Origin of the sequence: Qipengyuania xiapuensis, assembly GCF_019711395.1 — a bacterium.
GTDB classification, from domain to species: domain Bacteria; phylum Pseudomonadota; class Alphaproteobacteria; order Sphingomonadales; family Sphingomonadaceae; genus Qipengyuania; species Qipengyuania xiapuensis.
Genome location: NZ_JAIGNL010000001.1, coordinates 999,222 through 1,012,140, shown reverse-complemented (window position 1 = coordinate 1,012,140; position 12,919 = coordinate 999,222). Strand labels below are relative to the sequence as shown.

Annotated in this window: 15 protein-coding genes; 6 read left to right on the top strand and 9 right to left on the bottom strand. The window is 64.5% G+C overall.

The genetic code is table 11. The features are described 5' to 3' along the window. Nucleotides 1-4: 4 nt before the first annotated feature. From K3163_RS05170 to soxR, 4 genes are all read right to left on the bottom strand, one after another. The gene (locus K3163_RS05170; RefSeq protein WP_221553271.1) at nucleotides 5-1,348 is read right to left on the bottom strand and encodes an APC family permease; all 1,344 of its coding nucleotides are present in this window, start codon (nucleotides 1,346-1,348) and stop codon (nucleotides 5-7) included. Between the two features lie 91 nt (nucleotides 1,349-1,439). Beyond that, the gene (locus K3163_RS05165; RefSeq protein WP_221553269.1) at nucleotides 1,440-2,531 is read right to left on the bottom strand and encodes an acyl-CoA dehydrogenase family protein; all 1,092 of its coding nucleotides are present in this window, start codon (nucleotides 2,529-2,531) and stop codon (nucleotides 1,440-1,442) included. A 4-nt stretch (nucleotides 2,532-2,535) separates the two neighbouring features. Beyond that, the gene (locus K3163_RS05160) at nucleotides 2,536-3,744 is read right to left on the bottom strand and encodes an acyl-CoA dehydrogenase family protein (RefSeq protein ID WP_221553267.1); all 1,209 of its coding nucleotides are present in this window, start codon (nucleotides 3,742-3,744) and stop codon (nucleotides 2,536-2,538) included. Nucleotides 3,745-3,854: 110 nt separating this feature from the next. Next, entirely contained in the window at nucleotides 3,855-4,292 is a 438-nt protein-coding gene (gene soxR, locus K3163_RS05155; RefSeq protein WP_221428893.1) for a redox-sensitive transcriptional activator SoxR, read from the bottom strand. Nucleotides 4,293-4,405: 113 nt separating this feature from the next. Here soxR and K3163_RS05150 point away from each other — a divergent pair, with 113 nt between their 5' ends. Genes K3163_RS05150 through K3163_RS05145 form a run of 3 tightly spaced genes read left to right on the top strand, consistent with a single transcriptional unit; the run spans nucleotide 4,406 to nucleotide 6,215 of the window. Continuing rightward, complete coding sequence (locus K3163_RS05150; RefSeq protein WP_221553264.1) at nucleotides 4,406-4,789, top strand: VOC family protein; 384 nt, start codon at nucleotides 4,406-4,408, stop codon at nucleotides 4,787-4,789. Next, nucleotides 4,782-4,907 (top strand): hypothetical protein, encoded by a 126-nt coding sequence (locus K3163_RS13625; RefSeq protein WP_280638297.1) that lies wholly within the window; start codon nucleotides 4,782-4,784, stop codon nucleotides 4,905-4,907. The genes K3163_RS05150 and K3163_RS13625 overlap by 8 nt, the downstream gene beginning before the upstream one ends. Nucleotides 4,908-4,952: 45 nt before the next feature. Next, nucleotides 4,953-6,215, top strand: coding sequence for a Xaa-Pro dipeptidase (locus tag K3163_RS05145; protein ID WP_221553262.1), 1,263 nt, complete (start codon nucleotides 4,953-4,955; stop codon nucleotides 6,213-6,215). On the opposite strand, the gene K3163_RS05140 is transcribed toward K3163_RS05145, so the two are convergent. From K3163_RS05140 to ubiA, 3 genes are read right to left on the bottom strand one after another with little or no spacing between them, the layout of a single operon-like run. Further along, complete coding sequence (locus K3163_RS05140; protein WP_221553260.1) at nucleotides 6,212-6,664, bottom strand: tRNA (cytidine(34)-2'-O)-methyltransferase; 453 nt, start codon at nucleotides 6,662-6,664, stop codon at nucleotides 6,212-6,214. The two genes, K3163_RS05145 and K3163_RS05140, sit on opposite strands and share 4 nt — an antisense overlap. Nucleotides 6,665-6,668: 4 nt before the next feature. Beyond that, on the bottom strand, nucleotides 6,669-7,289 hold the full coding sequence (locus K3163_RS05135) for an SOS response-associated peptidase (protein ID WP_221553258.1): 621 nt from the start codon (nucleotides 7,287-7,289) through the stop codon (nucleotides 6,669-6,671). Next, nucleotides 7,289-8,203, bottom strand: coding sequence for a 4-hydroxybenzoate octaprenyltransferase (gene ubiA, locus K3163_RS05130; protein ID WP_221553256.1), 915 nt, complete (start codon nucleotides 8,201-8,203; stop codon nucleotides 7,289-7,291). Before ubiA ends, K3163_RS05135 begins: the two co-directional genes overlap by 1 nt. 39 nt (nucleotides 8,204-8,242) lie before the next feature. On the opposite strand from ubiA, the gene K3163_RS05125 reads away from it, so the two are divergent. The 3 genes from K3163_RS05125 to K3163_RS05115 are packed head-to-tail and all read left to right on the top strand — an operon-like array spanning nucleotide 8,243 to nucleotide 10,729. Then, nucleotides 8,243-8,998 carry a 16S rRNA (uracil(1498)-N(3))-methyltransferase gene (locus K3163_RS05125; protein ID WP_221553254.1) on the top strand — a complete coding sequence of 252 codons (756 nt, stop codon included), beginning with the start codon at nucleotides 8,243-8,245 and terminating at the stop codon, nucleotides 8,996-8,998. Nucleotides 8,999-9,040: 42 nt separating this feature from the next. Then, entirely contained in the window at nucleotides 9,041-10,411 is a 1,371-nt protein-coding gene (locus K3163_RS05120) for a glutamate--cysteine ligase (RefSeq protein ID WP_221553252.1), read from the top strand. A 15-nt stretch (nucleotides 10,412-10,426) separates the two neighbouring features. After that, nucleotides 10,427-10,729, top strand: coding sequence for a putative quinol monooxygenase (locus tag K3163_RS05115; protein WP_221428901.1), 303 nt, complete (start codon nucleotides 10,427-10,429; stop codon nucleotides 10,727-10,729). 3 nt (nucleotides 10,730-10,732) lie between these two features. Here K3163_RS05115 and K3163_RS05110 read toward each other — a convergent pair whose 3' ends face one another. Both K3163_RS05110 and K3163_RS05105 read right to left on the bottom strand, forming a co-directional pair. Then, nucleotides 10,733-12,082: an outer membrane protein assembly factor BamB family protein gene (locus K3163_RS05110; RefSeq protein WP_221428902.1), complete on the bottom strand. Its 1,350-nt coding sequence runs from the start codon at nucleotides 12,080-12,082 to the stop codon at nucleotides 10,733-10,735. A gap of 17 nt (nucleotides 12,083-12,099) precedes the next feature. Continuing rightward, nucleotides 12,100-12,879, bottom strand: a complete 780-nt coding sequence (locus K3163_RS05105) for a tetratricopeptide repeat protein (protein ID WP_221428903.1) — start codon at nucleotides 12,877-12,879, stop codon at nucleotides 12,100-12,102. Nucleotides 12,880-12,919: the final 40 nt, after the last annotated feature.

Here is a 12,919-nt window from a genome sequence, read left to right as displayed (position 1 = left end):
ACCGCTAGGCCCGCCCTTCCGGCAACTCGATCCCGTCCTGCGCCACGGCACTGCGACGCGAAATCGCATAGAACACGAAGCCGACAGCGACGAAGGCAAGCGTGGGAATGACCGTACTCCACGGCACTTGAGAGAACAGCCAGACCACGAATAGTATCGCGATCGGGATGATCACGAGCCAGCGCGCATCCATGCTTTCGCGAAGACCGGCGTCATTGCGCCGCCACATGACGATCAGCGCTGCGATACTGGACGTGAAGAGGATCTGCTCGACGCTGACCATGAGGGTTGCGAGGAGGGTGAAGGTGCCCGACAGGGCGAGAATGGCGACCACCGCCCCGTAGAATGCAATCGCCGCTACCGGCGTCTGGAATCGCGGAGAGACGTAGGCCAGCGGGTGCGGCATCAAACCGCGACGCGCCATGCCATAGGCAATTCGCGGGATGGCGACGAATACATTGAGCTGGAAAGTCGCGACCGAGAAAATCGCGGCGATGCTGATCATCAGTATCCCGGCAGGCCCCATGACCTTTTCCGCAGCGGCCGCCAGCGGCGTGTCCACATTGCTGGGGTCGGGAGCAATCGCGATGTAGGCCCACATCACGAGCGCATAGAAGATCGCGATGCCAGCAAGGTTGAGGAAGATGGCGCGCATCAGCGTTTGCCTCGGGTTCTTCGTCTCGCCGGCAGCGGCAATCGCGACATCGGCACCAGAGAATGCAAACGCCAGCAGCAGTGCGATTGCTTCGAACTCGGAGAAGACGGGCAGGCTGACCTCGGTCGGGAAGCCGTTCTGGGCGAAACCGAATATGCAAAGCAGCAGGAGCGGCGAGAGCTTGAGGATGGTGCCCAGCTTGATCGCTCCCACCGAACGCGTCGTTCCGCTGATGCTGATGGCCGTGAACAGGGCGATCAGCACCGCGATCGTCGCCAGCTTCAGGAATGGATCGGCAAACACAGGAAACAGCGCTGCAAGATAGGCCATGAGGACATGGAAATTCGCCGAGGCCCCGATCATGTTGGTCGCGAGCGCCAGCCAACCGGCCTGGAAACCGACGAGCGGGCCGAAGGCGTGCTGCGCATAGAGCTGCGCCCCACCCGACTGCCGGAAGATCGTGGACAGCTTGGCGATCACCGCCATCACGCAGCCGTAAAAGCAGGCAAACAGCATCAAGGCGTATGGCGAAAACGTGCCAGCCGCTGCGAACAGCAAGGCAGGCAGGGCGAATATGCCGGAACCGACCACCGCATTGAGGTTGATGACGATGGCGCCCGCGAGACCTATCGCTCGCGGCGGCTTCTGGTCATATCCGATAGTCCGTCCCCTGCTAGGACGCGCCCCATGCAAAGCAAGCTAGACCACCGGCAATATTAGTAAAGAACAATCCCCGCTCGGCCCAAGTAGACGCAAGTCAGTGACTGCCGGAATCTCCCGGCAATCACCCCATCCCGACCTTTCGGAAATGATAGGCGTGATCGCCGAAGGTCGTGTCGCAGGCTAGCAAGCGCTTGTGATAGTGGCTCACGCTCAGCTCGTCTGTCATGCCCACGCCGCCATGTGTCTGGATGGCCGCTTCGCCCACTGCCCGACCTAGCTTGCCGACCTGCCCCTTGAGGATGGCAATATCGCGCGGGGTCGCCGCGCCGGATTCCGCCAGAGCCGTGGTGTAGATCAGCGTCGCACGCGCCTTGGTATAGGCGATCTTCATGTCCGCGAGGCGATGGGCCACTGCCTGGAAGGTCGCGATCGGCACGCCGAACTGCTTGCGCGTGTGGGCATATTCGCCGGTGATGGCGACGAGCGCGCCCATCGCGCCGACCGCCTCCGCAGACTGTACGATGATCGCATCGGCAATGATCTTCTCGACTGCCTCTTCGGAGGCCTCAAGCTCGGTCGCGGCGACATCGTTGAAAGAGACGTTCGCTGCGCTGCGTCCGTCGATGGTCGTGTAGGCGCGCGCATCGAGGCCGTCCGCCCCCGCTTCCACGAGGAAGAATGCAGGAGGACCGCCCTCGCCCTTCCTTGCCAGCACTACGATGGCATCGGCATCGGCGCCCCCATGGACGAGGCGCTTCTCGCCGGTGAGGCGCGCGCTGTTTCCGCTGCCCTGCGCGGTCATCGCGACCAGTTCGGGTGAGGCCGTTCCGTGTCCTTCCTCGAAGGCGAAAGCGACCACCGCCTCTCCGGAAACGATCCTTTCCACCCACTCCTGCGCGGCCGCATGGCCGCTCTGAGCAAGCGCCGAACCGGCAAGCATGACCGAGCCGAGATAGGGTTCGATAACGAGGTGCCTGCCGAACAGCTCGGCGAAGGCGACGCAATCGGAGATCGAACCTCCGAGACCGCCCTGTTCCTCGCTGAATGGCAGTGCCAGCAGACCGAATTCGGCAAACTGTTGCCATGCGTCGGCTGACCAGGGCGCGTCCGAATTGACCAGTTTCTGGCGGGCATCGAAATCATAGCTCTTTTCCAGGAATTTGCCGACGCCGTCGCGCAGCATCTGCTGTTCGTCCGTGAAGCTGAAATCCATGGCTTTAGCTCCCCGACACCGTGCGGGCGATCAGGTCGCGCTGCACTTCATTGGAACCGGCGTAGATCGTCGTCGCGCGGCTGTTGAGATAGAGCGGCATGGAAACGAGGTCGAACTCGCTGCCGAGCGGTTCGACATTCGAACCCACACGCAGGGCCTCCAGCTGCCGCGCAAGCCCGTCCACGCCTGAAACCTGGGTCATCAGGACCGAGGCGCGCTGCACCAGCTCCGAATTGATCGTCTTGTTCATCGAGGGGAACGCGGGATCGCGCGCGATCTCGTGACCGCTGATCGCCAGCTTCTCGAAGTGGCCGAGCGAGGCGATGTCCGCTTCCAGCTCGCCGATCTCGCGCTGGAAGACCGCATCATCCGCGACCGTTCCGCCGAAGGGAGAAGGCGTCTTTGCGGCGGCTGCCCGAGCCCTTTCGCAATAGCGCATCAGTGTCGGGCTCGCGGCATTGCCGCCGCCTCGCTCGTGCTTGAGGAGGTGCTTGGCGACGCTCCAGCCGTCGTTCTCCTCACCAACGCGGCCCGACTGCGGCACGCGCACATCCTCGAAAAAGACCTCGCACTGCTCGGGAAAGCCGTCGAGGCCAACGATCGGGCGGATTTCCATGCCCGGATAGTCGATCCGGTCGAGCAGCAGGAAGGTGATGCCCTGCTGCTTCTTGCCCTCGTTGCTGGTGCGCACGAGCATGAACATCCGGTTCGCGTGATGCGCATAAGTGGTCCAGATCTTCGACCCGTTGATGATGTAATCGTCGCCATCGGGTTCTGCTCGGCAGCTGAGCGAGGCGAGGTCCGAGCCGGAATTTGGCTCCGAATATCCCTGCGCCCAGAAATCCTCGCCCTTGAGGATCGGTTCGAGATATTTCGCCTTCTGCTCCTCGGTCCCGATATCGATGAGCAGCGGCCCCACCATGCCGAGGCTCTGCGGTAGCAGCGGCGGGAGGTCGGCCTTGCGATATTCCTCGGCGAAGATGAAGCGCTGCTCCACGCTCCAGCCGGTGCCGCCGTATTCCACGGGCCAGTGCGGGGCCACCCATCCCTTTTCGTAAAGGATGCGGTGCCATTCCATGCATTCCTTGAACGGGGCGAAGACGCTGGTTGTCTTGCGGCCGGCCTCGCGAATGGCGGGCGTTGGCGCAGTAGCGAAGAACTCTGCAACTTCGGCTCGGAATGCCTCGAGTTCGGGCGCGAATTCGATCTTCATCTCTCTCCCCGTCGTCCCCGCACTGCTGGATTGGCCGGGATCGATGCCCTTCATGCACGGCCAAGGCGCGCGCTGCTACCCGCAAATATGATTGGCCCGGAACAGGAGAGCTATCGCAGCACCCGTGGGCCGCTGCCACCCTCGCCCCACTTGTCGCCAGCGTTGTAGAGCGCGCATTTCTTGAGGGAGAGACAGCCGCAGCCGATACAGCCGTCGAGATCCTCGCGCACCTTCTCGAGGGCGGCGATCTGAGCATCGATCCTCTTCTTCACTTCCCCGCTTATCCGCTTCCAGTCGGCAGCATTGGGTGTGCGCCCCTGCGGCAGGCCGGCGAGCGCCTCCTCGATCTCCGACAGTGAAAGGCCGAGTTTCTGCGCGATCAGGATGAAGCTGAGCCTTCGGATGTCGCTGCGCAGGAAACGCCGCTGGTTGCCCGCAGTGCGATGCGGTTCGACCAGCCCCTTCTCTTCGTAAAACCGGATCGCCGAAACCGAGAGGCCGGTGCGGCGGGCGAGATCGCCGATTGGCAAAAGGTCGTTCGCTTTCATCGATCACAGCGATAGCGAAAACAAAGCTTGACCTCAACTTAGCTTGAGGTTGCATATCCCTGTGCATCGCAATCGGGCCTGCCCAACGCGCAGGCCGCATAAGGAGATGCACGATGGCAACCCAAAGGTCCCAAGGCCGCCTAGAACACGCCAATATCTCGGTAACGGATCCCGACCGCAGCGCAGCCCTGCTGATAGAGCTACTCGGCTGGAAAGAACGCTGGCGTGGCCCCTCGATGCTAGGTGGACGCAGTATCCACGTCGGCGCCGATCACGATTATGTCGCGCTCTACACCGGCGACCACGTGAAGGGCGAATACAGGAAGGGTCAGCCGCTCAACCACATAGCCTTCACCGTTGGCGATCTCGACGAGGCGGAAGAGGTGGTCGAACGCCACGGCCTGAAGCCCTTCGGTCACGACGATTACGAGCCCGGCCGCAGGTTCTACTTCTTCGACTGGGACGGCATCGAATTCGAGGTGGTCAGCTATGAATGAGATCATCCTGCGCCGCCCGCTGTTCGATCAGCGCCCGGACAAGTCCAAGCGCCGCGATGCGCCAAGGAAGACGCGCGAGGCGCAGCCCCGCTTTCCAGCAGGGCCGGTTCGTGTATGAATTCCCCGGAAGGCCCCGCGCGGGGCCGCATCCGGGGGAATATAGATGAAGTCGATCGCCAACGCCGCTGCCGCACTTGCCCTCTTGTCGGCAGCCCCGGCAGCCGCCGAAACCGTTGCTGTCACCGCCGACCGCCTGCTCGATGTCGAGAGCGGACGCTATGTCGAAGCGCCGGTGGTGGTGATCGTGGATGGGAAGATCGCGAGCGTGACCCCGGGCGGCGAAGTGCCGGAAGGCGCCGCGCATATCGACCTTGCCGGACACACGCTGCTTCCCGGTCTCATCGACATGCACGTGCATCTCGACGGGCGGCCCGAATATGGCGGCTATTCCGGCCTCCAGTTTACCGACCAGTTCTGGAGCGCCATCGCCGTCTCGAATGCACGCGCCATGCTCGATGCAGGCTTCACCACCGTGCGCAACCTCGGCGATACCGATTACCGCGTGATCGGCGTCGACCAAGCGATCGGCGAAGGCTGGCTTGTGGGCCCGCGCATCGTCACCGCCAACCACGCGCTGGGCGCGACTGGCGGGCACTGCGACGAGACTTTCCTCCCGCCCAGCTACGGGGCGAAAAGCCCTGCCGCAGCCGACGGAGCCGCCGCCCTGCGCGCCGCCGTGCGCGAGCAGCGCAAATACGGCGCCGAAGTGATCAAGGCCTGCGCCACAGGCGGTGTATTCAGCCGCAATACGGCACCCGGTATCCAGCAGCTCCACGCGGACGAGCTCGAGGCTATCGTCGACGAGGCGCATTTCTGGGGCCTCAAGACCGCCGCCCACGCCCATGGTGCAGACGGCATCAAGGCCGCTATTCGCGCGGGCTTCGATACGATCGAGCACGCCAGCTACGCCGATGATGAGGCGATCCGGCTTGCGCGCCAGAACGGCACCTATTTCTCGATGGATATCTTCAACACCGAATACACGCTGAGCCAGGGCGCGGCGAACGGGGTGCTCGAAGAGAACCTCGCGAAGGAACGCTCGCTCAGCCAGGCGCAGCGTGACAACTTCCGCCGCGCGCATGAGGCGGGCGTGAAGATGGTCTTCGCCAGCGATGCAGGCGTCATGCCGCACGAGGATGTCGGCGGGCAGTTCCGAGTGATGGTCGAATACGGGATGAGCCCGATCGAGGCGATCCGCGCGGCGACGGTGAATGCTGCCGACGCGCTGGGACAGGCCGGGCAGGTAGGCGTCGTGAAGCCGGGCGCATGGGGCGACATGATTGCCGTCGATGGCGATCCTCTGGCCGACGTCGGCGAGCTTGCCGATGTCGATGTCGTCATCAAGGGCGGCGAACTGGTGAACTAGCCGGGAAGCGTATCGGTCTGCCGCAGCGCCTCGGTCAGAGCGATCGCTGCGCTGGTCGCGAGATTCAGCGAACGCACTTCCGCTCGCATCGGCAGGCGAACGCTCGCATCGACCGAGGCGCGAACATCGTCGGTCACGCCCGCGCTTTCCTTGCCGAACAGCAGCACGTCGTCGGCGCGATACTCGAAATCGTAGGAGGACTGCGTCGCGCGCGTGGTGAAGAGCACCAGCCTGCTCTCGCCCATCGCCTCGCGAAACGCGTCGAAGCTCTTGTGACGCACGACTTCGACGTGATCGATGTAATCCATCGCTGCGCGGCGAACACGGCGGTCGTCCCACGGGAAACCCAGCGGCTCGATCAGGTCAACGCTCGCGCCCATGCAGGCGCAGGTCCGCATGACCGCGCCGACATTTCCGGCAATCTCGGGTTCGAACAAGGCTATGCGCATCGTGTCAGAGCAGCCCCACCTGCCCCTTGCCCGACCACGGCACCTTGGTGCGGTCGAGCTCGAGTTCACCTTCCCACGGCTTGCACAATGCGCGCGCATCCTCGGGCGAACCGCCGGTCCACTTGCCCCAGTCGTCCTTCGCGAGCAGCACGGGCATGCGCGTGTGGACCTCTGCCGCAAGGCCGGCCGCGTCGGTCATGACCATCGAATAGCATTCGCCCCACTCATCCGAATTGCGCCAGACGCCCGCGCAGGCGAAGAGCTCGGCATCGGGGCGGGATAGCCAGCTGCGCGTCTTGCCGCCCTTCGGCCCTTCCGCCTCTGCCCATGCGGTGATTGGGATCAGGCAGCGCCTCTCCTCGAAACTGTAGCGCCAGAAAAAGCTGTCGAGCTTGTCGGTGCGGGCATTGTTGACCGGCTTGGGCTTCAGCGGCTGGCCGCTCTTGCCTTTCATCACCAGCGGGAAACCCCAGCTCATCTGCTTGAGTTTGCCCTCGGCCACGACCGCGCCGGGATAACCGGGATAAACTTCCGCGCCGAAGTTCGCGCCGCCCAGCTCGTTCATCACGTCGAACCAGGCTGCGACCTCGTCCGTGTTCTTGGTCATGCGGTAGAGATTGCACATCAGGCGTTCCCCACGACGAAGCAGGCTGCCGCCACCAGCGCGCCGGTCCAGCGGTTCGAGCGGAAGCGTTCGAGCGGATTGCCGCCGTCCTCGCCGTCGAGCGTCGAGACCTGCCATGCGAGGTGTCCGGCAGCAGGAAGCAGCGCCAGCAGAGCCACCCAGTCGGCGCGGTAGAGCCAGAAGGCGAGCGCCCAGAGCGCAACCGCGCCCGAGTAGAACAGCGCCACTCCGCCCTTCACCTGCCCGCCGAGGCGCAGCGCCGAAGAGCGAATCCCGACCAGCGCATCATCCTCGCGGTCCTGCATCGCGTAGATCGTGTCGTAACCGATCACCCACAGCGCCGCGCCCGCATACATGGCCGCAAGCGCATCGAGATTATCGGAGCGCAGCTGCGTCCAGCCGACCAGCAGCCCCCACGTGAAGACGAGACCGAGCCATGCCTGCGGCCACCAGGTAATCCGTTTCATGAAGGGATAGGCCGCGACCATGGCGAGGCTGGCCAGCGCCACGATCTGCGCCAGCGGGCGCAGTTGTAGCAGGACGAGAAGGCCAATGAGGCACAACGCCAGCAGCCAGCCCCACGCGAGTTTCTTCGACACACGCCCGCTCGCCACAGGCCGGCTGGCGGTGCGCGCGACCTTCCGGTCGAGATCGGCATCGACGATGTCGTTATAGACGCATCCTGCGCCCCTCATCGCGATACTGCCGAGCAGCAGCCAGCCGAGCAGCGCCCATTGCCAGCCCGCTCCCGTCAGCCAGACGCCCCAGACGCAGGGCCAGAACAGCAGCCACCAGCCGATCGGCCGGTCGAAACGCGCCAGCTGCGCAAGGTCCCGCGGGAGTTGCGGCAGGCGCGCGACAAGGCCGCGATGCTCGCTGTCAGGGACGATATCGGACGCTGCGCTTTCGCTCATGGCTTGCTCCCTACAAGCGCACGTGCCACCTGCAAAGCCATGCCTGCAACACCCGCCTGGCCGCCCAAGAGCGCGCCCCGTCTTTTCGTCGAAACCCAGCTCGCCGCGGATACCGAGGTGAAGGTCGAGGGCAACCAGGCGCACTATCTCGGCAAGGTGATGCGCGTGTCGCCCGGCGATGCCGTGATCCTGTGCGACGATATCACCGGCGAATGGGCCGCCGAGGTCGTCGATGCGGGCAAGCGTCATGTCACGCTGGTCCCCAAGCTGCACCTTCGCCCGCGCGAGGAAGTGCCCGATTTCTGGCTTTGTGCGGCACTGCTCAAGAAGGACCGCTTCGACATGGTCCTCGAAAAGGCGACCGAGCTGGGCGTTGCGCGCATTGCGCCGGTCGTCACCCGCCGCTGTGTGGCCGACAAGCTCAATGCCGAACGCGCCGACACGATCGTGACCGAGGCCGCCGAGCAATGCGCGCGCACCGCGCTTCCCGAGATCGCGCCGGTGGTAAAGCTCGAGGCGCTGCTGCGCGACTGGCCCGAGGACCGCATCCTGTTCTTCGCCGACGAGGAAGGCGGCGAAAGCGCAGCCGATGCCTTCTGCTATGCCGAGGGTCCCGCCGCCCTGCTGACCGGCCCCGAAGGCGGCTTCGACGATGCAGAGCGCGAGATGATCCGCGCCCATCCCAATGCCAGCCCGATCAGCCTCGGCCCGCGTATCCTGCGCGGCGAAACGGCTGCCATCGCGGGAATATCCGTATGGATGGCCGAGGCAGGCGACTGGCTCGACGCCGAATAATTTCTTTGCGAACGCGGGTTCGGTTGCCTATCGCCACCGACCATGAGCACGAGAGAGGCCTCGGGGGCAGCAGACCCCATCATCGAAAGCCGCGACCAGCTGGTTGCGCCGATGCAGAAGGGCGAGAAGCCCAAGGATGCCTGGCGCATCGGGACCGAGCACGAAAAGCTCGTCTATTGCTGCAAGGAACACCGCGCGCTGTCCTATGACGAGCCCGGCGGTATTCGCGATATCCTGCTGAGTTTGCGCGAGTTCGGCTGGGAGCCGATCGAGGAGAACGGGAAGGTCATCGCGATGAAGGGCGATGACGGCACCGTCAGCCTCGAACCTGCCGGACAGCTCGAACTTTCGGGCGCCCCGCTCGAGAACCTGCACCAGACATGCAACGAGACCGGGCGCCACCTCGCGCAGGTCAAGGAGATCGGCGAGCGCTACAATGTCGGCTTCCTCGGCCTCGGCATGTGGCCCGACAAGACCCGCGAAGAGCTGCCTATCATGCCCAAGGGCCGCTACGAGATCATGATGCGGCACATGCCGCGCGTGGGCAATCTCGGCCTCGACATGATGCTGCGCACCTGCACGATCCAGGTGAACCTCGACTATTCGAGCGAAGCCGACATGGCACAGAAGTTCCGCACCGGCCTCGCGCTCCAGCCGCTCGCCACCGCGCTGTTCGCGAATTCGCCTTTCACCGAGGGCAAGCCCAACGGCTACCTGTCCTATCGCAGCCATATCTGGAGCGATACCGACCCGCACCGCACCGGCATGCTGCCCTTCGTCTTCGAGGACGGCTTCGGCTACGAACGCTGGGTCGACTACATGCTCGACGTGCCGATGTATTTCGTCTTCCGTGACGGGAAGTACATCGATGCAGCTGGGCTGAGCTTCCGTGATTTCCTCGAGGGCAAGCTCGAAGTCCTGCCCGGCGAGAGGCCCACGACAAGCGACTGGTGGGACCACCTCTCGACCGCCTTCCCCGAAGTGCGCCTGAAAAGCTTCCTCGAAATGCGCGGCGCCGATGGCGGCCCGTGGAGCCGGATCTGCGCCCTGCCCGCATTCTGGGTCGGCCTGCTTTACGAACAGCACGCGCTTGATGCCGCGTGGGATCTCGTGAAGCACTGGACGATGGAAGAACGCGAGGCGCTGCGCAACGCAGTGCCCAAGCTGGCGCTCGACGCCCCCATCCCGGGCGGCGGCAAGCTGCATGACCTTGCCAAGGAAGTGCTCGCCATTGCGCGTTCAGGCCTTGCAGCGCGCGGTCGGCTCAACACCTCGGGCGACAACGAGACCGGCTTCCTCGAAACGCTCGACGAGATCGTCGCCAGCGGGAAAGTGCCCGCGCAGGTCCTGCTCGACCGCTATCACGGAGAATGGGGCGGCGACGTCAGCAGGGTCTACAAATACAGCTTCTGACTTGGGAGTAAGCGCATGATCCAGATCAACGGCACCATCAAGCTTGGCACGACGATCGATGCGGCAACACAGAAGGCGATCATCGAAATGGTGCGCGCCAGCCGCAACGAGGACGGATGCCTCGATTACACCTTCGCCCGTGACCTTGCCGATCCCGACACGCTGATCCTGTTCGAGCGCTGGCGCGACCGCAGCGCGCTCGAGGCGCACATGCAGTCTGCACACATGGCGGAATTCCAGGCGGTGATGGCGGCCAACCCGCCGGCCTCGCGCGATATCCGTATCTACGAGACCGACGACGGTGCGCCGCTCGGCTGATCCTTAGCGGTAGGCGGTGATCGTGCCGCTATCGTCGAGGATGTAGAGCGTGTTGTTCGCCACGACCGGCGGCAGGCTGATCGCCTCGTCGAGTTCCTGGACCATCGCAGCCGAGCCTTCGCCCGTGCTGATGCGGTAGACCTGGCCTTCCGAATTGACCGCCCACAGCTGGCCGCCCGCAAGGACGGGGCCCTGCCAGAAGATCGGGTTCTTCTTCTTTTCCTCGTTCCGGAAGCGCGGAAGCTGGGTCAGCCAGCGCACCTTACCGGTGTCGGCGGCAATCGCCATCAGCTTGGCTTCGTCGGTCAGGGCGAAGACCCAGTTTCCGGCAATGGCCGGGGTCGAGATGCCCGCGACGTTGAGTTCCCACAGGCGCTGGCCGCTCACGAGTTCGTAGGCTGCCATGCGGCCACCCTGGCCGAGTGCATAGACACGGCCGTTGTGGATGATCGGATCGGCGTCGATGTCCGAAAGCGCGCCGACCTGCGTCGAGATCGAGGTGCGTGCCAGCGCGTCGGCCCAGAGGCTGCGGCCGTTCTCGTAACGGTAGGAGACGAGCTCGCCCGAGGTATAACCTGCAACGACAGTGCCCTGCCCAGCGGCAGGTGCAGCAACGCCAAAGACGCCGGCCATCGTGGTCGAACCCGATTCCTGCCACTGCAGCGAACCGTTGCTGGCGTCGAGCGCGAACAGCTGGTTGTCCTGGCTCATCACGAAGACATTGCCGAAAGCGACCGTTGGCGAACCGCGCAGCGGACCGCCGGGTTTCACCTTCCACTGCTCGGCGCCGGTTTCGGCATCGAGAGCGTAGACATTGCCTGCACCGTCGGTGCCGAACAGGCGGCCGTTTTCGTAGCTTACGCCGCCGCCGAAGGCCGAGGCGCGCGTATCGTCGGTGAGATCGCCCTGGTAGCTCCACTGGCGTGCACCCGTCTGCGCGTCGAACGCGGTGACGCGACCGTCCGTACCCACAGCGTAAAGCCTGCCGCTGCCGATGACAGGAGCCGAGCCGAGGCGGCGGCGTTCACCGGCGCCTTCGACGCTGGCGGTGAATGCGCGGGCCGGAGCCTCTGCGAGCGCGAGGTGGCCGTAGCTCTTGCTGGCGGTACCGCCGGCCTGGCCCCAGGTGTCGTTGGTGGTCGCAGCCGGCAGCGTGACCGGCGTTCCGGCAAGCGCCGGATCGACTTCGGCACCCGTCGCGATGCGCGAGAGGATCGGCTGGCGATCGCCGAGCGTCGGCGTGTCCTTTTCGCCGTCGCCGCCGCCGAAAAGGCCGCCGCTGCAGGCGCCGAGCGCGAGGGCGAGCGTCGCCACGCAGGCGGTGCGAAGGAAAGGCTTGGTCGTCTGGCTCATCGGTTTTCCGTTTCGTATCATTCGCTTACGATTTCGGGACCGGCATTGCTGCCGTTCTGCGATTCGAGCAGTTCCTGAACATCGTCGATGGCATCGACACCGAGGATGCCTGCCATGTTGAGCATGCGCACGCGCGCGGATTCCGGGGTATCCTCGTGACGCGCGATTTCGCCGAACAGCGCACCGGCTTCATCGCGCTTGTTCTGCGCGAGATAGGCATGAGCGAGCAATTCGCCCGCGCTGGCAAAGAACGGCTCGCCGGGCACGGCAAGCGGCTGCATTGCGGCAACCACTTCGGCCGGCTCCATGGCGTCGTAGCGCAGCGCAGTACGGCGGATCAGCGCGAGGTTGCGCAGCGGCTCGGGAGCGCTTTCGTCGTCGGCAATTTCGCCGAGGAGTTCGGCGGCCTGTTCATCGTCGCCGTTCTCGGCGAGCTGGCCTGCGCGAAGCATCTTGGCGGAGATCACTGCGCTGCCCGCACCTTCGATCGCGGCGAGGCGCGTCATCGCGCTTTCCTCATTGCCGTTTTCGAGCTGTTCGAGAGCGAGCACGAGTTCTTCGCTGGAGCTTTCGAGCTGCGCTTCCTGCTGGTTGTTCCAGTAGATGTAGCCACCGAAAGCAGCGAGGCCGACGGCGAGCACGCCGAGCAGCGGCTTGCCCCAAGTGGTGAGGAACTGGTCCATGTCGCCCTGGCGGACGGCATCGTCGACTTCGCGAAGCAGGGCTTCCTGCTCTGCAGCTTCGGCCTTGGCCTTCTTCTCTTCGCGGGTGGGTTCGGTCTTGGGTGTGCGGGCCACTGTGGGGCGGGCTCCCGTCCTTGCTAGATTTCGGTTCGCG